The 22,501-nt window shown below is 59.2% G+C and carries 15 protein-coding genes and 8 pseudogenes; 13 read left to right on the top strand and 10 right to left on the bottom strand.

What is annotated here, in order from left to right; genetic code table 11:
* Window positions 1–295: 295 nt before the first annotated feature.
* On the top strand, window positions 296–1,069 hold the full coding sequence (locus ABQJ48_RS30830) for an SDR family oxidoreductase (protein ID WP_367841739.1): 774 nt from the start codon (window positions 296–298) through the stop codon (window positions 1,067–1,069).
* A 19-nt stretch (window positions 1,070–1,088) separates the two neighbouring features.
* Window positions 1,089–1,841, top strand: a complete 753-nt coding sequence (locus ABQJ48_RS30835) for an SDR family NAD(P)-dependent oxidoreductase (protein ID WP_367841740.1) — start codon at window positions 1,089–1,091, stop codon at window positions 1,839–1,841.
* Window positions 1,842–2,895: 1,054 nt separating this feature from the next.
* Here ABQJ48_RS30835 and ABQJ48_RS30840 read toward each other — a convergent pair.
* The 3 genes from ABQJ48_RS30840 to ABQJ48_RS30850 form a co-directional block, all read right to left on the bottom strand.
* A complete protein-coding gene (locus ABQJ48_RS30840; RefSeq protein WP_473094212.1) occupies window positions 2,896–3,027 on the bottom strand; it encodes a rubredoxin in 132 nt (43 codons plus the stop codon).
* On the bottom strand, window positions 2,987–3,364 hold the full coding sequence (locus tag ABQJ48_RS30845) for an MOSC N-terminal beta barrel domain-containing protein (protein ID WP_367841741.1): 378 nt from the start codon (window positions 3,362–3,364) through the stop codon (window positions 2,987–2,989). Before ABQJ48_RS30845 ends, ABQJ48_RS30840 begins: the two co-directional genes overlap by 41 nt.
* Window positions 3,365–3,704: 340 nt before the next feature.
* Window positions 3,705–3,950: a hypothetical protein gene (locus tag ABQJ48_RS30850; protein ID WP_367841742.1), complete on the bottom strand. Its 246-nt coding sequence runs from the start codon at window positions 3,948–3,950 to the stop codon at window positions 3,705–3,707.
* A gap of 135 nt (window positions 3,951–4,085) precedes the next feature.
* On the opposite strand from ABQJ48_RS30850, the gene ABQJ48_RS30855 reads away from it, so the two are divergent.
* From ABQJ48_RS30855 to istA, 4 genes and pseudogenes are all read left to right on the top strand, one after another.
* Window positions 4,086–5,783, top strand: a complete 1,698-nt coding sequence (locus ABQJ48_RS30855; RefSeq protein WP_367841743.1) for a methyl-accepting chemotaxis protein — start codon at window positions 4,086–4,088, stop codon at window positions 5,781–5,783.
* Between the two features lie 151 nt (window positions 5,784–5,934).
* A pseudogene (locus ABQJ48_RS37915) lies at window positions 5,935–6,231 on the top strand (IS701 family transposase); the annotation flags it as partial.
* 141 nt (window positions 6,232–6,372) lie between these two features.
* Window positions 6,373–7,647, top strand: a complete 1,275-nt coding sequence (locus ABQJ48_RS30860) for an MFS transporter (protein ID WP_367841787.1) — start codon at window positions 6,373–6,375, stop codon at window positions 7,645–7,647.
* 469 nt (window positions 7,648–8,116) lie between these two features.
* Window positions 8,117–8,848 (top strand): annotated as a pseudogene (istA, locus tag ABQJ48_RS30865) (IS21 family transposase); the annotation flags it as partial.
* Window positions 8,849–9,358: 510 nt separating this feature from the next.
* Here istA and ABQJ48_RS30870 read toward each other — a convergent pair.
* A pseudogene (locus ABQJ48_RS30870) lies at window positions 9,359–9,613 on the bottom strand (IS6 family transposase); the annotation flags it as partial.
* Window positions 9,614–9,668: 55 nt separating this feature from the next.
* Here ABQJ48_RS30870 and ABQJ48_RS30875 point away from each other — a divergent pair.
* Window positions 9,669–10,184, top strand: a pseudogene (locus tag ABQJ48_RS30875) (porin); the annotation flags it as partial.
* A 467-nt stretch (window positions 10,185–10,651) separates the two neighbouring features.
* Here the strand turns inward: ABQJ48_RS30875 and ABQJ48_RS30880 are convergent.
* Window positions 10,652–11,446, bottom strand: coding sequence for a transporter substrate-binding domain-containing protein (locus tag ABQJ48_RS30880; protein WP_367841745.1), 795 nt, complete (start codon window positions 11,444–11,446; stop codon window positions 10,652–10,654).
* Between the two features lie 170 nt (window positions 11,447–11,616).
* On the opposite strand from ABQJ48_RS30880, the pseudogene ABQJ48_RS30885 reads away from it, so the two are divergent.
* Window positions 11,617–11,709: pseudogene (locus ABQJ48_RS30885) on the top strand (polyketide cyclase); the annotation flags it as partial.
* A 735-nt stretch (window positions 11,710–12,444) separates the two neighbouring features.
* Window positions 12,445–13,899, top strand: a complete 1,455-nt coding sequence (locus ABQJ48_RS30890) for an ATP-binding protein (RefSeq protein ID WP_367841746.1) — start codon at window positions 12,445–12,447, stop codon at window positions 13,897–13,899.
* 265 nt (window positions 13,900–14,164) lie between these two features.
* Here the strand turns inward: ABQJ48_RS30890 and ABQJ48_RS30895 are convergent, their stop codons facing one another.
* Both ABQJ48_RS30895 and ABQJ48_RS30900 read right to left on the bottom strand, forming a co-directional pair.
* Entirely contained in the window at window positions 14,165–14,896 is a 732-nt protein-coding gene (locus ABQJ48_RS30895) for an IS6 family transposase (protein ID WP_367841747.1), read from the bottom strand.
* 26 nt (window positions 14,897–14,922) lie between these two features.
* Window positions 14,923–15,129, bottom strand: a pseudogene (locus ABQJ48_RS30900) (DDE-type integrase/transposase/recombinase); the annotation flags it as partial.
* 56 nt (window positions 15,130–15,185) lie between these two features.
* On the opposite strand from ABQJ48_RS30900, the pseudogene ABQJ48_RS30905 reads away from it, so the two are divergent.
* From ABQJ48_RS30905 to ABQJ48_RS30920, 4 genes and pseudogenes are all read left to right on the top strand, one after another.
* Window positions 15,186–15,422, top strand: a pseudogene (locus ABQJ48_RS30905) (porin); the annotation flags it as partial.
* Between the two features lie 204 nt (window positions 15,423–15,626).
* Entirely contained in the window at window positions 15,627–16,397 is a 771-nt protein-coding gene (locus ABQJ48_RS30910; protein ID WP_367841748.1) for a molybdate ABC transporter substrate-binding protein, read from the top strand.
* A 188-nt stretch (window positions 16,398–16,585) separates the two neighbouring features.
* Window positions 16,586–17,578: an alpha/beta hydrolase gene (locus ABQJ48_RS30915; RefSeq protein WP_367841749.1), complete on the top strand. Its 993-nt coding sequence runs from the start codon at window positions 16,586–16,588 to the stop codon at window positions 17,576–17,578.
* A 164-nt stretch (window positions 17,579–17,742) separates the two neighbouring features.
* Window positions 17,743–18,429, top strand: a pseudogene (locus tag ABQJ48_RS30920) (IS30 family transposase); the annotation flags it as partial.
* 197 nt (window positions 18,430–18,626) lie between these two features.
* On the opposite strand, the gene ABQJ48_RS30925 reads toward ABQJ48_RS30920, so the two are convergent.
* From ABQJ48_RS30925 to ABQJ48_RS30935, 3 genes are all read right to left on the bottom strand, one after another.
* Window positions 18,627–20,135 carry a CoA transferase gene (locus ABQJ48_RS30925; RefSeq protein WP_367841750.1) on the bottom strand — a complete coding sequence of 503 codons (1,509 nt, stop codon included), beginning with the start codon at window positions 20,133–20,135 and terminating at the stop codon, window positions 18,627–18,629.
* A gap of 90 nt (window positions 20,136–20,225) precedes the next feature.
* Complete coding sequence (locus ABQJ48_RS30930) at window positions 20,226–21,173, bottom strand: 3-hydroxyacyl-CoA dehydrogenase NAD-binding domain-containing protein (protein WP_367841751.1); 948 nt, start codon at window positions 21,171–21,173, stop codon at window positions 20,226–20,228.
* Between the two features lie 21 nt (window positions 21,174–21,194).
* Window positions 21,195–22,109, bottom strand: a complete 915-nt coding sequence (locus ABQJ48_RS30935) for a 3-hydroxyacyl-CoA dehydrogenase (protein WP_367841752.1) — start codon at window positions 22,107–22,109, stop codon at window positions 21,195–21,197.
* Between the last annotated feature and the right edge of the window lie 392 nt (window positions 22,110–22,501).

A 22,501-nucleotide genomic window follows, 5' to 3' on the forward strand; every position in this document is an offset into this window, starting at 1 on the left:
GCGCTCAACGACTTGACGCCGGGCGAGTTTGCCCGGCAGCACAGCCTTCGGCCTACGGCCGAAGGCTCATGAAAGGCCTGACACTAACATTGCAATGTGTCCAGGAAACCCAAGCGGTTCAGAGCGCTTCCAGATACTGGAGGCACTACTCGACGATTGAGCATGCTCCGTCGCCTGACTCTCCGCGGGGCGCCTCCAACGCGATTGCCGCAAATCTCGTACACTCGGCGCGACCGCGATAGCGCATCGATCAGTGGCTCGGCAGCACGTGCTGCGTTACATAGGGCGCTACCGCGTGGACCGCTCTCTTACGGAAACTTCAAGCATGGGAAACAACCAATCTACCAGCATTACCCTTCAACAAAGCCGGGTAGTCGTGGCCGGGGGCACGTCAGGGATTGGCTTTGCCGTAGCCGAAGCTGCGGCGCATTCCGGAGCCGAAGTCATCATCGCGTCGAGCAGGCCGGAGCGCGTCGCGGCCGCGCTTGAGCGCCTACCTCAAGGCACGCGCGGCGAGTCACTCGATTTCACCGACGAGGAGCAAGTGCGCGCGTTTTTCGCACGCATCGGTGCGCTAGACCATCTGGTCTACACCGCAGGGGAATCATTGTTCCTGCAAACCCTTGCTGAGCTTAGCATCGAAGCCGCGCAGCGGGCCTTCGAGGTGCGCTATTGGGGTGCGCTGAAGGCCGTCAAATATGCGGCTCCCCTCATTCGCGCGGGCGGCTCCATCACCCTTACGAGCGGAGTGGCCTCGTCGCGTCCGTTGCCTGCGTGGACGATCCCGTCCAGTATCCTGGGGGCGATCGAGTCGCTCACACGGACACTGGCCGTCGAGCTTGCGCCGCTCCGTGTGAATGCCGTGGCGCCTGGCGTCTTGCGTACCGCGCTGTGGGACAACATGAGCAAAGCCGATCGCGAGAGTCTCTACGACCATATTGCCGGGAAGATGCCAGTACAGCGGGTCGGGGAGGCGAGCGACGTCGCGCAAGCGTATCTTTACCTGATGCAGCAGGGCTTTAGCACGGGGCAGGTCATTGTTGTCGACGGTGGTCACGTGCTGGTTTAACGGTTTTGGAGGCAAAAACATGGGTTTCGATTTCAACGGTAGTCGCGTCGTTGTCGCGGGGGGCTCGCGCGGTATCGGCCGCAGCATCGCGCTAGCGTTCGCGCAGGCAGGTGCCTCCGTGTCCGTCTGTGCACGCAACCTGGAAGGATTGAAAGCGGTCGAGGCCGAGTTGGCCGTCTATGACCGTCCGGTCCATACAGCACCTTGCGATCTCGCTGACAGCGACGCGATCACCGCTTACATTGCGACCGCTGGCAACGCGCTCGGCGGTATCGACATTTTGATCAACAACGCGTCCGGCTTCGGGGGTGGGGATACCGAAGCCGGCTGGGAGGCCGGCATCCAAGTCGACCTCATGGCAACGGTGCGCGCGGGACATGCCGCGCTTGCGTTCCTGCGGCAGTCGGCCAACGCCGCCATCGTCAATGTGACGTCCATCTCGGCGCTGCGTCCGTCGACACGCACCCAGTCTTACGCGGCGATCAAAGCAGCGGTCGTGCACTACACGGCTTCGCATGCATTGACACTCGCGCCGGATCGGATCCGGGTCAACTCGGTTGCGCCCGGCTCGATCGAGTTTCCCGGTGGAGCGTGGGAACAGCGCAAGACTTCCGATCCCAAGCTGTATGAGCGGATACAGCGTTCGGTTCCGTTCGGCCGGCTCGGGACACCCGCGGAGGTCGCGAGCGCGGTGCTGTTTCTCGCCAGTTCGCACGCGAGCTGGATCACCGGCCAGACCTTGGTGGTCGATGGCGGGCAGGTGTTGACGTAAGCACCAATACGCATACGGGGAGGGGCATGGGCACGGGTTCGTCGCGCAATGCAACATGCGTACTGCGGTCACCACAAGCGATTGACGTGAAAGCATAGTCGGGCGAGTCACGATGTCGCAGCGTACTATTTCGAGCCCCGCTCGTCGTCTTCCCACATCCCTTGGCGCGCATCGATGACCGCCATTGCTGCGGCTGGCCTCCTGTTGATCCCGACTGCCACGAGGACCGGCCTCGAATCTTGAGCGGCCTTCTGTGCATTGAGCGGCCGCATTCGGCAAGCCCGAAGATCCACTCGGGGTTGACAGCGAAAGTTTGAAGCAAGGCGGTAGTTTGCCCGGGTGGGTTCGCTTGGGGAATTTCAGCGAGCGGCCAGGTGCCGAGCGCTCGCGCCGTACCGCAGGCCAAGGGTCATTCGAGTTCGACGTCGCGCAACTCGGGAATTAGGAGCAGCAGCGGCAATCTGTTCTGGCGACCACTGCAACTGAAGTTTGCTGGACACGACTTGGGCGAGCTCCCGATTCCTGGCAAGCTTAGGACGCCGGCGAGAATGCCGATCATCGTGGAGCCTCCCCATGTGGGGATGCCGGGAGATGCTGATGTATTCGGGGATCAGCGTCGCACCACGATCACCGATACTGTGGGAACTGCGGCTCGCTGCCAGTCAAGGCGGGGAATGCACGCGGCGGATAGGAGTTTATCGACTACAAGCGGATTTCTGCCACACCTGGCCGGGATGTTTTTCAGTTGAGCTTCCTGCGCGAAAAGTGGTGCACTAGATGTCTCGTCTAGCCGGGCATGTAGGCAAGCGACTGCCCTTTCCTTCAGATAACCGATTGATCTCCGGTTCCGTTTCTTCGTGAACGGTGTCGCCGCCAACGCCGGCGAACCGACAGTGTTTCGCAGCAGCATCAAGGACCTCGTCCGGCAGACTCGTCGCCAGAAGGTAAGTGGAATAAGCGCCGAATCCCATCGCGACAAGGCCAAACATAAGCAGATCCATCAAAGCCTCTCACATGTTTCAAGCGAGCTCGACCATTACGAACTCGGCTTTGCTCACAGCACACTCTGGTCAGACCCAGTCGGGGGGAGATCCTCCCACGGCGTGCCGGATGCTATGCCATCCTCAGGGATACCCTCGGCTTCGTTATAAACGAATCCGCAAACGACGCACTGCCAGGTCTTCATTGTGTGGACCTCGTGAATTACCGCGGCATCGATATCCTTTGATGTAGTCCGCGGCATAGGGACAACAGACGTTACGACTGACGTGGATGTACACCGGCGGCACATGCTCCGGCGAAACCGGGGGCGACGTGTAGCGGGCACGGTAGGCAAACATCTCCGGCCACTTTTGGCGATGCTTCGCATTGACGAGCGTATTGGTCTCGACATCAATGAGCGAGTAGGCGCGATCGCCCGCCACTCCGCGCGTGGTAATCGCGACTGAGTTGAGTTCCTCACCCATCATTGACTTGACGGGATATCGGTGAATCGATGCAACAATGGCTTGCGATGGTGACATGGCAAAGGCTTCCTGTTCTTGCGCGGCCGAGGCGTCAGGCTGAACTACAGGCTACTGCCTTAACACCTTTGCGACGCGCAAAAGCTTGCAGCGGATTCTGCCAATCCGGCGTTGGATTCTGCCATGTGTGGTCGTGTGCGCTGCATTTGACGCTGGCCGCCGGCCGACTACTGCCGGATGCGGTACCGGCAGAAGGCGACGCACAAGAGACGCAGCTTAAGCGGCGCTCCCGAGCCGCGTTGGTTCAAAGACCACCCATGATCCGTTCTTTCGGATCGATGCCGCCCAGCTTTTTGACGGCGTTGAACCAGGCCGCCCGTCGCCTAGGCGAGGAACATGTTCATGCGGGCACCATCTTCGCCGGGGCGCCGGGGCCTTGCGCGATCTTCGCGTGGCCGAGCGCGGCGATCACCTTGTCCTGGTCGACGGTGGCCGCCTCACGCACCACAGCCTCCCAGAGCTTCATGCCGCGGTAGAGACCAGTGCAGGCATGTGCGGATGGATTGGCATCAAGCAGCGCAGGCACCGAGTCCGTCGCCGTCCCGATCGTGACACCGACGCCTGCGGTTTTCTTCAATGTCAACATGAGGAGGCGGTTGCGCCCGCGATCGCCGAACGCAGAGCCCGGACGATTCCATGATCTGAAGTTTCCGGTTAGAGTGCCGTTAAACAGTTTGTATGCATCTGCTTACAATTTCCATACTGAAAGATTCGTAATCCTATGAAATTGTCCTTTATACAAAAACTCTGGCTGCCATTGATCCTGAGCCTGCTGTGTCTCGCCGGAGTATCGATCTACAACGCGTACCAGACGAGACAAGTGCGGCTGGATGAGCGCAAGGCCGACCTGATACACGCGGCGCAGATCGCCCTCAGTGTCGTCAAGACCTCTGGCGACGACGCGGCCGCCGGCACCCTTCCTTTGGCGGAAGCCCAGAAGCGGGCAATGGCTCGCATCCGGAACATGCGGTATGGCGAGAACGGCTACATTGAGATCATCAATTCGCAGCGGAGGGTCCTGATGCACCCAGCGAACGCGAAACTGGATGGCAAGGACGCCGACGACTACAAGGATCCGAACGGCGTTTACCTCTTCAGGGATATCGTTGCTGTCATCAAGCGCGATGGCCAGGGTTTTACCGCGTTTAGCGCTCCAAAGCCGGGAGCCACCGAGGCCTCTCCGAAAATTGCCTACAGCGTGACCTATCGGCCGTGGGACTGGATTCTTATGACGGGGCTTTATGTTGACGACATCGACGCCGCGTTCCGCTCGTCGCTGTACCAGAGCCTTGGGATTCTGGTAGTACTGGCCGCGGCGTTGTCGGGTGTGGTGGTACTGCTGAACCGCGGCATCCTCCGCTCGCTGGGCGGCGAGCCGTCGTATGCTGCGGAAATCGCCAACCAGATTGCCAACAACGATCTGACTGCCGTGGTGAAGACGGCGCCGGATGACCGCTCAAGCCTGTTGTTCTCGATGAAGCGCATGCAGGAGCAGCTCGCACAGACGATCGGTACGATCAAGGTTTCGGCCGACTCGATTGCCACCGCCACGCATCAGATCGCGGCGGGCAACCAGGACCTGTCGCAGCGCACCGAAGAGCAGGCCGCCTCGCTGGAGGAAACCGCGTCCAGCATGGAGCAGTTGACTTCGACCGTCACGCAGAACGCCGACAATGCCAGTCAGGCCAACCAGCTTGCTGCACAGGCCGCCCAGGTGGCCGAACAGGGCGGTACTGTGGTTTCGCGCGTGGTCGAAACCATGGAAGGCATCAACGCCAGCTCAGACAAGATTGCCAACATTGTCGGCATCATCGAGGGCATCGCCTTCCAGACGAATATCCTCGCGCTGAACGCGGCTGTCGAAGCAGCGCGGGCGGGTGAGCAGGGGCGGGGCTTTGCGGTGGTGGCCTCGGAAGTGCGTTCGCTGGCGCAGCGCTCCTCCGGGGCGGCCAAGGAAATCAAGGAGCTCATCCACGATTCCGTGGAGCGCGTGCAGGCAGGCGCCGGCCATGTACGGGAAGCGGGTGCGAAGATGCGCGAGATCACTCACGAAATCAGACGTGTGACCGACATCATGGGTGAAATCACCGCAGCATCACAGGAGCAGAGCAAGGGCATCGGCCAGGTCAACCAGGCCGTCACGCAGATGGACGAAGTTACGCAGCAGAACGCGGCCCTGGTCGAACAGGCGGCTGCCGCGGCCGGTGCGCTGGAGTCGCAGGCGAGCGATCTGAAAGCCGCTGTTTCGATGTTCAGGCTGGACTTCTCGCACGACTTCGGCCGGGGGAGCGACGAGCAGACGCGCACAACGGCCCCGACGCGCGCCAGGGCGCCGACCACGACAGCCGTGAAGCGGGCTGCATCACGGCCCGTGCGGTTGGCGCAAACCGCCGAGGCAGGAGAATGGAACAGCTTTTAAGGGACAGGCGTCTCGCGGGTAATTGGCAGGCAGAACCCACCCTCTCGGTCGTGACGTCTCCGAACGTTTGCAAGCCCCGTCGTCCAACGCTGAAAATGACCGATCCGCGCCAGTCACTGCAGCAAACAGGAACACCATGGTCGCGACGGACACCAACGACCTCACTCAGGATTCTTCGCAGGCCACACATAACGCGTCGGCCTGCGCTGGAAGATCGAGCAGTTTCATCGGGAGGCCAGGCAACTAACCGGACCCGAGGGGCTGCCAATGTTGCAAAACACGTAACTGGCGCAATCACATCTCCTGCGCCGTACTCGCGTGAGTTCGGCTTTCTGAGATTTCCGGACAGACCTGTCGAACTCTTTACCTGGTTTGAAACACCAGATGGTCGACGACTTCCTGCGTCAGGCAACTCAAAAATTTACGGGTTCGTATCAAATCTGCATAGATCCAATTGGATCGATCACTAAAACGTTTTTTACATAGAAAGAGCGGAACGATGCAAGAGACACAAGCGCAAAGAAATATTTATGTCAGCGCGGAAGGGCAAGATCAACAGCAGACGTCGCATGGAAGTCTGAGTGATGATATGAATATGCGCAGTCGGCTTTGGGGAATCTTTAGTGGCTCCATTGGCAACATGCTCGAATATTACGACTGGTTTATTTATTCCGCGCTAGAGATTTATTTTGTCAAGGGATTTTTCCCGGATGGTGACCAGACCGTAGCACTACTTAAATCCGCGGCCGTGTTTGCCATTGGGTTTCTTGTGCGCCCGATTGGAGCATGGATATTAGGAATTTACGCTGACCGCCGCGGCCGTAAATCAGCGCTGCTGGTGTCCGTTTCCATGATGTGTTTTGGTTCACTGATGATTGGCGTGACTCCGACGTATCAGAGCATCGGGATTGCGGCACCCGTTATTTTGCTCATTGCCAGAGTTTTACAAGGTCTCAGCCTTGGTGGGGAAGGTGGAAGTGCGGCCGCTTACTTGAGCGAAACAGCGCCCAAGGGGCGGCGAGGATTTTACTCAAGTTTCTTATACACCACAATTTCTCTTGGCCAGCTTCTGGCTATGGCGACGCTTGTACTGCTTCAGCAGTTCTTTTTGACGTCGACGCAGCTACAAAGCTGGGGATGGCGCATTCCGTTTCTGATTGGCGCATCAATCGCGCTCGTCGGAATTGTGCTGCGCCGGAACATGGAAGAAACTGAGTCTTTTGCCAAACATGCCAAAACTTCACGACAAGGGGGCGCAATTCGCGAGGCGATGCGCCATAAAAAGGCCTGTCTGATGGTATTTGGTTTGACATTGGGTGGTTCTGTCGCGAACTATACTTTTGCCGCCTATATGCAGAAGTTCCTTATAAACAGTGCTGGCATGGACAGGAGTACCGCCAGCCTTATTTCAGTGTTGTCGTTAATTGGGTTCACAGTGATTCAACCGGTTTTTGGAGCTTTATCAGATAGAATCGGGCGTCGCCCCCTGCTTTTAACTTTCGGAACGGTTGGGACCTTCGGAACTATTCCTTTTTTCACGTTTCTCACTGGCATAAAAAACCCGTTCATCGTCTTCGCCTTGGTTATGGCGGCACTTGCAATTGTGGCAATGTATTCGTCAGTCAGCACCATTACTAAAGCTGAGCTATTTCCTGTCGAAGTCCGCTCCTTCGGCCTGGCGGTTCCCTATGCCATTAGCGTTTCACTTTTCAGTGGAACGGTAGAATACATCGCGCTGTGGACTAAAAAGATCGGGCATGAAAACTGGTTCTTTTGGTATGTTTCACTCTGTATTTTCTTCTCCCTTATTTGTTACCTTTGGATGCCGGAAACTAAAACCGCTTCGTTGATTGATTTAGATTAGGCTTACGATGCTAACTTGTTAATCTGGGCTTTGAGTTGCAGCGGCTGGGACAGGAGCGGAACATGGCCAAGTGATTTAACTCGGCCATGTGAGCGCGATTTGGATCGACTTCAGCACACTCTCCCCGAGAACCGAGCACTGTACGCCTTCCGCGAGCCGCTGCTACCAACTTCACTTGGATCCCCATGCGAGCCCGAAAGCCCCTGGTTTCCGGATTCTGAATCGAGCGTCGATGGCCAGCCCGCCATTGAAGCGTGTTCGGAGTAGCCCAGGTTGTGAATGCGTATTTCGGATGAACGTGACCGGCCGTTTCGGGATCGTGACCGGCGATTTCGGCAACGTGACCGATCATTTCGGGAACGTGACCGAGCGGACCGGACGGCAGGATTGGCGTTGCGCATGACATCAACCACGCGGGCTATGCTCGCCGGCTTTGGCCGGAGAGAACATGCCCGCGCACCGGATGAACATGCGCATGATCAAGGACGTTTTACGACTTAAATTCGACGGCGGTTTCTCGCACGATCGGATTGCCGCATCGCTGGGCATTTCCAAGGGCGTGGTCACGAAGTACGTCGGACTGGCTGGCGCCGCCGGGCTGGACTGGGCGAGTGCCTGTGACTTGGACGAAGGCGAACTCGAGCGGCGGCTTCTCGGCAAGCCCACTGGTCCAGCAGCCTACGCCCAGCCCGACTACGGGCGTATCCATCAGGAATTGCGCCGCAAGGGCGTGACGCTGACGTTGCTGTGGGAGGAGTACCAGGCCGAGTTTGCGGACCGGCAGACCTACCGCTACACGCAGTTCTGCGAGCATTACAAGGCATTCACGAAACGCCTGAAGCGCTCAATGCGGCAGATTTACCGCGCCGGCGAGAAGCTGTTCGTCGACTTCGCCGGCCCCACGTTGCCGCTGACCATGGGGCGCCGCGCGCACATCTTTGTGGCAGCCATGGGCGCCTCGAGCTACACGTTCGCGTGCGCGACGCCGGCCGAAACGATGGAGGACTGGCTGGGCGGCATCGCACGCGCGCTGACCTTCTATGGCGGAGTGCCACAACTGATCGTGCCGGACAACCCGCGCGCGATGATTACCGATCCCGACCGCTATGAACCGCGTGCCGGCGATACCGTGCTGGACTTCGCGCGTCCTTACGGTACGTCATTCCTGCCTGCTCGCGTCTATCGCCCGAGGGACAAAGCGTAGGTTTCATATTGCACCTTGTGTGGTTGATTGAACAGCGATAAGCATCGGAGCGGTGGAACTGTAGCGACCACCTTGCCCCTTGACCAGCAAGACGTTGCCGACGGGTTCGAAGAGACAGCGGTGTAGATTTCCATAACGATGTTGGCGCAAGAACCCGCTTTGTCCCCACTGGTAGATTGTTGTCGCGCAAACGCCGAGTTGCGCGGCGAGCTCGTTCGCGGTGAGCATGCCGCGCTCGCGTAGCCGTGTAAAACGGCTTTTGAGGCCGCCCAGCCAAACTCAACGCGGTGGCAAGACGACTGAACGAGCGTCCAAGAAAGACGCTGGACTACGAGACGCCCGCCGAACGATTCCAGAAAACTATTGCATCCACCGGTTGAATCCGCCAACGATAACCTGCCACCCATTTGCGTAGCGACGTAACATCCACATTATGGCGGCGAGCAACGCCTTTGAGCCCCGCCGTTCCCGAACAATAATCCTTGACGACCCGCGAATCTTCACCTAGGTCTCGTCGACCCGCCACGACTGACCGGCTGTCGTAGCCAACCGATTCCAGCGCTTGACGAACTCCGGCGTGTAGCGCTTCACCCAACGCAGGATCGTAGTGTGGGGGAGGGACAGGCCGCGCTCAGCCATCATCTCCACAAGATCACGCAGACTGAGCTTGTAGCGCAGATACCAACGCACGCAAAGGACGATGACTTCGCGGTCGAAATGACGCCCGTTGAACAACAATTCGAGATCTTTCAGCTTGCTCATTGGCTCGTGGTCGTCAAAAGCTCAAGGGCAACAGACCGACGCGCCGAAATTGCATCACAACCAGTTCGACAACGTCTACCTGAATTCGCGCTCACTCATGACGGGGGGAACGGTTACATTGGGCCCCGTCAAGCTCTTCGCTGGTTACCAGCACCTGAGTGCGCCGAACGCATCGAATGCCGGTGTCTATGGCGCGGCCGGGACCCCGACCGCACTTCCAGACGGCGTGTCGCTGCCGACCTCGGTCAATCATGAATGGCTTGGCGCCAACTGGCAGGTCACTCCCGCGACTGCCTTGTCGGGCGCCGTCTATCACGCCAACGCGAACAACGGCAACGCGACGATGTACACGCTCGGCGGAACCTACAACCTGTCGCAGCGGACTTTCCTATACTCGGAAGTCGGTTACATGCGCAACAGTTCCACTTCGAACATCGGGCTGGGGAACGGCTATAGTGATCCGTACGGCGCCAACATCAATAATGATCCGGCGAGCGGCAGCACCAGTACGGCGCCGAATTACGGGCACAGCCAGGAGGGCGTATTCGCCGCCATCGTGACCGCCTTCTGAGGGCTCGCATGGCCTCCTCGACTTTCCCCGGTTTCGCCCGCAGGGGCGCTCAAATACGACGGCTATGACTACGCGCCGGTGCTCGGTCGCGCGAACGTGCCTTGGCCGAACGGTAAGAAGCTTGTTGTCTACGTGGCCATCGGTGTCGAATAATACGATTTCGGTAGACATCGAGAGATGGCTAGTCGCACCGGCTTGTATGCCCGACGGCGCTCTGGTATCGCGGGACCGAGGAACGCCACAAGGGGCAGTCGTCACGCCATGGACGCAAAAGATTATCGATAAGCATCGACGTTGATATGCCCGCTCACCGCTGCAGACCGGTCGTTCGCTGGGAAACCGGCGCGAAAGGCTGCTCCGGTCTCGATGGATGCGTCCTTATCGCCGACGTTCACAAAAACGACAAAAGCCCGCGAACTGGGGTGGGCGTTATCCGTTCTAGCGTCGACGGACCTTCCCGGGAATGTTTACTTCGACGAGACGTCGATGTCGCCCAGGTACTTTTTCGCCAGCGATTTCACAGTGCCCTTCGCCTGCAGCTTGGCGATCGCCTGGTTCAGGCGCTCCTTTAACGCGGCGTCGTCTTTGCGAATTCCGAACGCAATGCCGCTTCCAAGGATCGCGTCATCATTCACTGGACCGCCGGCGAAGCCGAAACCCGCGCCGTCCGGTTTCGATAAGAAGCCCGATTGGCCTGCGGCGGCCAGAACCAGCGTGCCGTCGATACGACCGGACTTCAAATCAGCGTAGATCTGGTTCTGGTCCTGATAGGTGGTTACCGTAACGCCGTTGTTGGCCCATTTTGCCTTCGCATACGTTTCCTGCGTCGAGCCTTGCAGTACGCCAATGTTCTTGCCTTTGAGCGACTCCGGTGTCGGCATCAGGCCGACACCGGACTTAGCGACCAATTGAGTAGGCACCTTGTAGATGATGTTGGTGAAGTCGATTACTTCGCGGCGTTTCGCTGTGACGTTCATGGCCGAGTTGATCACGTCGAACTTGCGGGCTTGCAGCGCGGGGATGATGCCGTCAAACGAGCTTTCCGTCCACTCGCACTTCATCTTGAGTTCTGAGCAGATGGCATTGCCGATGTCGATGTCGAGGCCTTGCAACTCCCCCGACGCGGACTTCGACTCAAACGGCGGATATTGCGCTTCCAGTCCGTAGTGGAGGGGCCCAGCGGCGAATGCGGCGCTGGCGCCCAGCGTCGCAACCAGCAGTAAAGCAGCTTTGAAAACGGTGATCGACGTTGCATTCTTCATTGGTTGGTCTCGTGTGATGAAGCAAAGAGTTTTGACGGGCCTGTAAGTCTCTTCGCTCGTTACGCGCCGGGAAAGCGGACGCAGCAAGCACTTAATTTAAGCACGAAAATAAATTGGAAACTATTCAACCGCGTTCAGCTTCGGGCACAGACACGGGATCCAGTTAGCTGCTACCCGAGGTCATTCCTGCGGAGATGTGCTACCTCGGCTGGCAAGAGTCGCTTGTTCAGTTGGCGAAGTTTGTCGAGCCCGAGATCCCGGATCTGACTACGCGGCACAGGCATGCACGCCGTCGAGGCCGCCAGCGGTCAGCTTTGGGCCGAAAGTACGCATCCGGGTGTAGTGAGCCCTGACATTCGCGGCCATCGATGCACGAATGTCAGGAAAGCGACGGCGGATTCAACCGGTGGATGCAACACCAGCATCAATGCATGAATGCCGGCAAGGCCGAAGACGAGTCCGTAGATGAAGGCGCAGTATGGCGGCTCCGCTCTGATTGCCGCCGTTGGAATCGCGACCACTCGACCGTCGGCGATGGGTCCCGCTTCGGTCATTCAGACTCGCTCACCCGATGTCCCCTGTCCGTACCTGACCAGCCGTTCAACGCGCAGCTACCATAGCCGTTTCAGGTAACCCGCGGCCGTTGACCCGGAAACAGACTTCGCCTGGAACCGCGAAAGCTTTCGTCGGTGCGCTCGGGCGCACTGACTCACCATGGGTTGCGCCAGCTCGATGGCTGTATGATTGCCGGCATCCACCGCGACGATCAGTGAGCAAGGACCGGGCCGCGGTGCGCTTCGCCCCGCCGAGCCGGACGGTCACCGCGGCGTTGCGCGACTGCGGTTTCGCGCACGAGTGCGACGAGATCGAGGCCGCCGTCGATGGCATCTGCATTGCGAATTTCCCTGGCGAGTTGGTCGCGGCTCTGAAGATGTCAATCCGAATGGCTTAGGCAGCCAGATTGCGCGAGGCATTGCTGATTTGTGGAGGCAGGAGATATGTCCCAGTCTAGTCCTCTACAGTGGTCCGGACGGTCCGCTCTTGTTAACTATGCAGTTGCAGTTCTATCGGTTCTTGCGACGCTCGGGGCCGCACTGCTACTAGAACCTCACATGCACGGTAGTGCGTTCGTATCGCTGTCTCTATGCGCGGTCATGTTCAGTGCCTGGTTCGGTGGCGTCGGCCCGGGGTTGTCCGCGACCGCACTGTCCGTCGCGGGTTTCACCTATTATTTTGTCCCGCCGATCGGTTCGGTCGAGGTTGCGCCTACGGACTTGCCGCGCATCGTCCTGCTTGCGGTGACAGCCCTGTTTGTGGTGTGGCTGAACGTCGCGCGAAGAGGTGCCGAAAGCGCATTGCGGCGCAGTGAGGCCTATTTGGCGGATGCTCAACGGCTGAGTCATACAGGGAGCTTTGCCTGGAGGATAGCCAGCGGCAACATTGTCTGGTCGAAGGAGACATATCGGATATTTGGAGTGGACGAAACGGTCAAGCCGACGATCGACCTCATCCTCCAATGTGTTCATCCGGATGACCGAGAACTTGTACGGCATGAAATCAATCGTGCGGCACTTGGCCAACCATCCGACGACTACGAACACCGTCTTCTGATGCCGAATGGAGCGATCAAACACCTGATTGTCCGGACCCATCGCGTGAAATTCGAATCGGGCGAAGAGGAACTCGTTGGTGCACTGATGGACGTCACGGCAACCAGGGAAGCGCAAGAGGCGTTGTATACGGCGCAGGCGGAACTCGCCCGCGTCGCTCGTGTAACAGCCCTAGGACAGATGAGTGCCTCGATTGCGCATGAAGTGAATCAGCCCCTCGCTTCCATTGCCACTACCGCCGCAGCTGGCTTGCGCTGGCTGACCCGCGAAGTTCCGAAAGTGGACGAGGCGCGCGCCTGCGTGAGTCACATTGTCGACGAAGCCAATCGGGCGAGCGAAATCATCCGGAGCGTTCGCAATCTTGCCAGGAGGGCAGATCCGGAGCTGATTCCACTCGACATCAACGAGGTCATCGACGAGGCGGTCGCGCTTGTAAAGCCGGAAGCGCTCCGACATTGGGTGACAGTGCAACTGCAACTTGCGTCGGGATTGCCCTTGGTGCGTGGCGACCGGGTCCAACTGCTGCAATTGATCATCAACCTTGCAATCAATGGTGTCCAAGCCATGGCGACCGTCACCGATCGCGCGCGTGTGCTAACCATCCGAACGGAACAGCGCGAATCTGACGAGGTGCTCGTGGCCGTACAGGACGTCGGCATCGGCACGGAGCCCGAGGTGGTGGACCGGCTTTTCGCCGCGTTTTACACGACGAAGCCAGATGGTATGGGTATGGGACTCTCCATCTGTCGTTCGATCATCGAGGCCCACGGAGGGCGGGTGTGGGCGTCCCGCAATATTGGCTCGGGAATGACATTTCAATTTACTGTTTCCGCGTATCGCTAGCATTGCCGTATCTAAAAGGCGGCTTTCCTCGCGAGAGCGGCCGATCGCAAATCGATTGCGATGGACCGTTCCTGGCCGATTGGGCGAGTTCGCCAACGGCCGCTTATTGGCACTCCAGTTCGCAAAACCTGAATTTGGCTGACAGACCGGTTTCGAGAAAGTTACCTGACCGGAGTGGGTCGGGCTGCGTCCGTCCGCTCTTCAAACGGCGTTGTCAACTTGACGGGCATAGACTATCTTTTTCCATAAAGTATAGTTATCCTTATTAGATAACGTTCCGGGATGTAGCCGTGGCAGTCCAACCATGCCATGCGGTGATGCGTTCCTGGAGAGCGGCACGATGACATGCCGCGTTCATCTTGTGTCTGGGCAACGCGAAATGCTGCCGGATGGGGCCGAAGCATGACAGAAACGCCTGCGTGCGACGCGCATCGCGAAAGCCGCACATCTGGCGTTCGCGCCGGCGGGTCGGCTGGTGGCTGTTCTCGGCACGGTTGTTCACGCGTGCAGCCGCCTTGACGAAAACGTGCTTCACATGAGCGAGTTCGGGAATGTCAGCTTTCGCCGTCGGATAGCTGCGCAGCTGGTCGGTCACGATCTTGCGCGGCACCGGGTTTGAACGCAGCACCCTCAGGAAGAAACGCTTCGCCGCAGCCTTGTCGCGCCGCTTTTGCACCAGCACGTCGAGTTCGGCACCATGCTCGTCGACCGCTCGCCACAACAGATACTTCTCGCCGCGCAGCATCACGAACATTTCATCCAGATGCCATGTGCTGCCCGGTTTGCGCCGCGCCGCTTTCGCGCAACGGGCGAACCCGGCGCCAAACTTGTCGCACCAGCAACGGATCGTTTCGTACGTGACCGCGACACCACGCTCGAGCAACAACTCCTCGATGTCGCGCAGGCTCAGGCTGAACCGGAAATACCATCGAACCGCACAGCTTATGGCGACGGCAGGGAAGCGGTGGCCGTGATAAAGCGATTTTGTCTTCTTCATCGCTTCATTCTACCGCCGCCTCTCCATCAACCTGACAGTGCCTTCCAAACAGAAGGCGCGGTGGTATCTTTGAGGCGCAACCGTGCGAGGTTGAACTGACCTTTGCGAATGCGATGTATCAACTCGACGCCCGATATCGTAATGGCCGCATCCCGGAAGCGTTTGAAGCCGAGCATTGTGTTGACCCTGGACTTGATATTGCGACGATTCTGCTCGATCAAATTGTTTAAGGACGATGACTTCGCGGTCAAAGTGACGGCCGTTGAACAGTCTGTCGATGTCTGTCAGCGTAACGAAGGGCAACGCAGTGCGAGGGGACATCGGCGACCAGAAGTACAATCAGTTCTCGCTGTTGCTGGACTACCTTCTGTCGAAACGCACGGACGTCTATATGGAAGGCACGTTCCAGGCTGCAAGCGGCACGAGTTCGACGGGCGCGGCGGCGGTGGCGGATATCGGCGCCCTTGGCGATTCGTCGAACAACCATCAGCTCGTCGCCCGGGTCGGGATGCACCACAGGTTCTGACGTCGTAGTATGACGGCACGCAAGCGTCATCAGTGACGCTAGTGTTTGCGGGGTATCGCTGGGTGTACGCCAAATGCCCATGGCCGCCGCACTCGTGGCGGCCATGGGGCATGAAAGCCACCACCGGTTCGCGATTTCCAAGCCTGGATAAATTCGCCAGGTAGACAACGCAGTACTCATTGATGCTCGCAGGAGCACAATCTTATGAAAGCCAAAACGGGACTTCTGCTTACCACGCTGCTCGTCGCCATTCAGTCCGCTCACGCGGCGGACCTGGTCGTTCTCTCGGCGGCTGCAATGAAAGGTGCACTCGAGGATCTGCCTGAACGATATCTGGCTGCAACAGGTGATCGGGTGCGAGTCATCTACGGCACCGCGGGACAGGTGCGTGACCGGGCTGTATCGGACCAGGCATTCGACCTCGTCATCGTTCCTCCCGAGCCGCTCGCCAAACTGACCGGGCGCCATCTTGTCAAAGAGGGTTCACAGGTAGATATCGCACGCGTGCGGCTCGGAGTCGCGGTGAAAGCGGGTACCGCTTTGCCCGCGATCAATGACGATGAGGCGTTCACGAAAGTCCTGCGCGATACCCCTTCGATCGGTATGGCCGACCCTGCCAGCGGCGCAACCTCCGGCATCTATCTGGCCCGCCTGATCGATCGTTTGGGGATTGGGGCAACGGTGGGTCCCAAGGTCAAATACTATCCGGAAGGGCAAACCGCCATGGAAGCGATGGCACGAGGGGAGGTGTCGCTGGGACTGGGACAGATCAGCGAAATCAAGCCCGTGCACGGTGTCGCCCTTGTCGGGCCAATCCCGGAAGATTTGCAACTCGTAACGACGTACGCCGCGGGCATTGGCACAAACAGCAAGCAACCGGACGCAGCGAAAAAGCTCCTTTCGTATCTCACCGGACCAGCGGTGCAAACGTCTTTGAAGGCGAACGGGTTCGACCTCGTCTCACCGGCGAATTGATTTGTTCCGTGTCACGGCACACGCCGTGGAGTCGACACAAAGGAGCGAACCTGAATGAACATACTTCATAGATCTCGTAAACGCGGCACGAGGATTGCCCAAGGTCCGCGACAGAAGCGCGAAGAGGGGAATGCATTGAGTCTAATCACCGGAAAAAAACAATGAGCAAAACGAAAGACACGCAGCGGATGGCCCAGCGACGCCGTTTGCTGCGAGGCGCGGCCCTCTCACTGATGGCCACGGCAGTGCCAGTCTCTGCCAGTGCGGCGGCGCCGCGGATCATTGCCGAAGAACACTGGGCGCAGAAAGGCGCGGTGAAACTGTATCTTTATCGTAAGCGACTTGCGGACGACCGGAACGCAAGTTCCGACCGGAAGCCGGTGCTGTTTCTCGTGCACGGTTCGTCGTTTTCGGGTCGCGGAGGCTTCGATCTGCAACTGCCGGGCACGGAGAACTACTCGTTCATGGACGAGTTTGCTCGCTACGGCTTTGACGTCTGGACCATGGACCATGAAAACTACGGCCGCTCCTCGCAGACGGATTCGAACTCCGATGTCCGCTCCGGTGTGGAGGATCTGAAAGCTGCGATGCCGGTTGTCGAAAGCGCAACTGGCCAGAAAACGTTCATGTTTTATGGTCAGTCGTCCGGCGCCCTCCGCCTGGGTGTTTTTGCGATGGAAGTGCCGGATCGCGTGGACCGTATGGTCCTGGATGCGATCACCTATACGGGCGAGGGCGCACCGGAAATCATGAGGCGGCGCGCGAACATCGCAGCTCTCGAGGCCAGCAACTTCCGTCCAACCACGCCAGCGAGCTTCGATGCCATCTTCTCCCGCGATGACCCGTCGACGGTCGATTCAAGAGTACCGAAAGCACTGGCCGACTATGAACTCAAGCTTACCAACCGGACGCCGAACGGCACCTACATCGACATGGCGATTCATATGCCGATGGTCGATCCGAAACGGCTGCAGTGTCCCGTTTGCATGACGAGAGCCGAGCATGACGGCAATGCGACCGATGCAGAACTGCTCGATTTCTTTTCGCAGTTGCCGAACAGGGACAAGCAGTTCTGCGAGATCAAGGGAGTGGCGCACATTGCGGTGCTGGGCATCAACCGGCACCGTATCTGGCATGCGATGCATGCCTTCTTTACGATGCCTGCCCAGCGTTCAGCCTGACGTTAAGCCGAAAGACAAGCACCACCAGCGCTAACCTCCAGCTGGCGGGACGCTGCAAGACCGATTGACACATTTTCCTTCTCTCGCACTGGAAGGAGATCTGTGGATCAGAGCTTGCGCCTCTACGCGTTCCATGCACGGCATCCGAGTGCCTATGAAAAGGGTCACCGCAGCAGATTGCCGGATGGCTCATGCGTGCGTATCCAGACAACGAGGACTACCACGTGTCCCACGAGACCATCTATCGCAGTCTCTTCATCCAGGCCCGTGGTGCCTTGAAGAAGGAGCTGCTGGAATATTTGCGGCGCACCCGGGCCATGCGCCGTTCGCGCCATCACACGCAGAAGACGGACGACCACGGCAGGATTCGCGACAGGGTGTCAATCAGCGAACTTCCAGCCACAGTTGAAGACCGCGCGGTACCGGGACACTGGGAAGGCGATCTTCTGTGCGGCAGCGGGAGCAGCCAGATTGCGACACTCGTCGAGCGCCAGACACGTTACGTCATGCTGGTGAAGATAGCTAGCAAGGACCGCGAAACGGTCATCAATGCGCCCACTAAACATGCCAGCAAATTGCCGCAGGAACTCTACAAATCGCTGACACGGGATCGGCGAAGGGAGATGGCTGGGCACAAACGCGTCACCGTCGCCACTGACATCGCTGTCTACTTCTGCGACCCCCAGCATCCATGGCAGCGCAGATCGAACGAAAATACGAATGGACTGTTGAGACAGTATTTCCCGAAGGACTCCGACCTGTCAGTGTATTCACAGGCGAAACTTAACGCTGTGGCAAGACGATTGAATGAGCGTCCGCGAAAGACACTGGACTACGGGACGAACGCCGAAACGTCGCCAAGAGACGAACCAACGGCTCTCGTCCCTTGGCGCGCTGTCCAGGGGTGCGCGGCGACCTCCGCCGTTTCAGTCGCAACCGGAGACGGCGGAAACGGAATGGCGTCCTTTGATTGCAGGAAGCCGACCAACATCAGCGGTAACGCCGTTGCGCTCCTCGCCGATTTCGCAAAAGTGCAGGTTGCGTACCCTCACCGCGTCAGCCATTCGGGCTTGCTGGAGCCTCGTGGCACGAGCACCGTGCTGAAGGCCCCGGGAGTCTTCGACAACACCACCTGGTCGGTCATGCCCTGATACGTGCCCAGAGGGGTCTCTGCCGTGAACAGATCGGGGGCGACGTAGACGTGCTCGTCGGAAGATCCGGCGGTTGCGTGGGCATAGTCCCTGTCGAAGATGCCGAGCGAGAACAGCCACAGCACGGTTCGGGTCAGAGAAACGGTGACCCGATAGCTGCCACCCTCGATCGCACGCCGGCGCAGCGCCGCGAGTATGCCGACCGTGCCGAGCCAGCCGACTACGTTGTCGACAATGGGGATGATCGGCGGCGACTTCGGACGCGCGAGCGTGCCTTCGACGGCGAACAGCCCCGAGACGGCCGCGCCGATTTCATCGAATCCCGGACGATACTTCCAGGGGCCCGTGGCGCCGTGAAGCAGGACACTGGCATGGATCAACCCAGGCTTCGCGCCGCAGAGTTCGTCGGCGTCGAGACCATGGCGTTCCAGATAGCCGGGACGCTTGTTCGCGAAGAAGACGTCGGCATCCTTCAGCAGGAGATCGAATGTCGCGCGATCCTCCTTCGAGTAATCCAGGATCGTCGAGCGCATCCCGACCTGAGTGTCCCACGCGAACGCCTCGATCTCGCTGTCGTCGAAAGGCCGCCAGATGTTGAGGACATCCGCCCCGTGCAGAGCGAGGTCTCTCCCGATGGCTGCTCCGGCAATCACGTGACCCATCCCAAGTGCGCGAATGCCGTCCAGCGGACTAGTGCCCTCTTTCCTGAAAGGGATCGGCTCACTTTCGCCGATCTTTTCCACGGTGATCAGCGACATTCTCGAGAGGACCTCGGTGTACTGAGGCTCCTTGCAGAATTCCTCGAAAGTACGCACCTTGGCGATGACGATCCCGGCGTCCGCCGCCGCATTCTCCAGGTCGTCGGCGCGCCATTGCAGAATGGCGTTGCGCACGGATTCCGGGCTGGCGTCGCACCGCAGCAGGCGGAGCTCGCGGGCAGCCAGCTTCGGGTAGATGTTCAGGGGCACGACGTGCCGCCCATCGCGGGTTTCGCGAAAGAGATTTGTATCGACTTTGAGGGCTGGAGGACGTCCATTGATCGTCTCCCATTTCAGATCGAAGAATCCGGCGAAACGCCGCAACGCTTTACGTACGTCCACTTCGATGTCCTGTTCCTCGCCGCTGCGCAGTCGCCATAGCGCAGCGACGCCGACAGCCTTGGCGGCCAGGGCGATCGCGGACAAAGAGCCGAACCGGAACAGAGCGGGAATGATCGGATCCCGGCCGTGGAAAGTGATCTTGCCACCGCTGTCCGCCGTCGATAACCCAACGTCTTTTAGTACTTCATTGAGCACGCCGTGCAGGTCGATATCCGAGCTCCGCGCCGGATTCGCGAGCTTCGATTGAATGATTCCGGTGAGCCGATCCGTTTCGTTTTCGACTGGGAGATTGGTCGAGTCATTCATTTGCGAAATTCCATTTTGATGGGGAGTGTCAACTGCGCGCGATCAGCCCGCCCGAGCCGCGGCCTCGCCGGCGTGGACGCATTCGTACCTTTAACGCGCCTGTCCTTTAGTGCGCAGTTCTATGAGGCCGAGCAGCATCTTGTCGCGCTCCGCCTCCAGCTCCTCTATGGAGCGCGATCCGACCTCCGCATGAACGCCGTCGATGAGCTTCTTCTGCACTTCCGGCGTCAGCTCGGGCGAGCCGAGATCCTTCCAGCCAGCCGTCATCGGACCGGTGAACTGATGGAAGAAGTGCTCGATGCCGCCCGGGCCGCCGCCGAGGTGATTGAGCATCATGTTGCCCATTACGCCCCAGCGCAGGCCCGGCCCCCATGAGAGGGCGGTGTCGACGTCGGCGGCGCTCAGCACACCCTCTGCCACCAGGTAATAGACCTCGCGCGCCACCGCGAACTGCAGACGGTTGGCGACGTGGCCCTGCAATTCCTTGTGCAGGCGCACGGTCTTTTTTCCGATCGATGCGTAGAACTCCGTAGCGCGCCGGATCGTCTCTTCCGAGGTCTTTACCCCTCCGACGATCTCGACCAGCGGAATCAGGTGCGGCGGATTGAACGGATGCGCGACCACGCAGCGCTGGGGATGCAGCGCGGCACCTAACTGGATGCTGCTCATGGGGAGAGTCGACGTGCTCGACGCAATGATCACGTCGTGCGGCAGCAGCTCATCGAGTTGCCGATAGAGTTCCTGCTTGAACTCGAGCCGCTCGGGGCCGTTTTCCTGAACGAGGTCCACATCCGTGAGCGCTTGTGCGAGCACGGGCGTGAATGTCAGGTTCGCTTGCGACGCTCCGGGCGCAAGGCCCAATCTCTTGAGCGCCGGCCAGGCGGACTCCACGAACTCCTTGAGTTGAGCTTCGGCATTCGGCGCGATGTCCGTTGCAACGACCTTCAGCCCTTTGGCGAGAAACAGTGCGGTCCAGCTGGCACCGATCACACCGGTGCCAATCACAGCGATGCGACGAATGGACGTGGTATCAGTCATGTCATGTCTCCAATGCGTTGGTCAGACTTCGGCATAGGCAATGCCGGTGAGATTGCCTTGGGCGAAGAGGAAGTTGCGCTGGTTCTTTCCATCCAGATCGACGCGATAGACGGAGCCGGCAAGGTCCGTGACAAACATCCGGTTACCGGAAACGTCGAGCGCGATACCGATTCCCTCCATCAGGTGCGTAACGACGATTTCAGGCGCCGCCGCTCGGTCGACCGGCACGCGATTGACGGTATTGCCGCGCGGAGGATCGCCGCGGTCGGTCCAGTAGAGGACGCGGTTCGCCAGGTCGAGTTCGAGGTCGATGGGTTCCGGCAGCCGATCGAACAACACCTCGATGTCGGAGCGGTTCGCCGGGTCTTCGCCTTGCGGGATGTCGATGTTGGCGCGGAAGATGCGGCCGAGGCCGGCATTGTCCGGACCTTTCTGCGTCCAGTAGAGTTCGCCGAGCTGCGTATCGATAGTGATTCCGACGCACCAGCGCGTCTGGTCGAGCCGGTCGTGGTCGCCATGTCCGGTCTCGACTAGCGTTTCGACTTGAGAGCCGTCGAGATTGGCGCGCATCACGCGCATGCCTTCTCGATCGCACCAATAGAGCTTGCTACCTGCCTTGTCGAGATGAAGCTGCTTCGGCGTGTGCGTGACGCCTTGCGGGACGATGACCACGCGATTCCCGCCATCCAGGCCGGCGCGTTCAATCGAGCCATCATGGAGGCCGATGGAACCCATGTTTGTCCAGTAGATATGACCGGCATCCACGTCCACGACGATGCCGTCGGGGAGGCGGCAATCCGCGACGATCGTCTTCAGGTCGGATCCGTCGGGATTGCTTGAGTGAATGCGGCCGCCGCTCAATTCGAGGAAAAACAATCGGCCGGTGCGGGTCAGGTCCGCGGAAACATTCGTTCCGCTGATTCGGGGCAACGTCATCGTGTGTCCTTTCGGGTCATTGCCATTGGAAGAGAGACTGAATGTCGGGCGCGACTGGATACCGCCGGGTAGCCGGGAACGTGTGACAGTTTCGCAGCTTGCGCTGGCGTTGGCGCCGACGACTCAGGCGTGAATTTCGTTTTGATCGTGGCTAGAGCTTGTGTTAAAGAGCCGCGGGTTTGTTCATTTTCGTGCCCGTCGTGCCGAAAAGAACTACCTCTGATATCGAAGCCAAGAGAGGTTTATGGAGCCAATTTTCTGATGATAGTTGGCGGGGCGAAGGGCGGCTATTACATAAAGCTGGAATATTCGCTTGTAGGAAAATTAATTGTCGCGCAATGGAATAGTTGAGCGCACGTTGCGTTTACGCATGGCGACCCGACCTGGTCGCG

Origin of the sequence: Paraburkholderia suaedae, from assembly GCF_040812055.1 — a bacterium.
GTDB lineage: Bacteria > Pseudomonadota > Gammaproteobacteria > Burkholderiales > Burkholderiaceae > Paraburkholderia.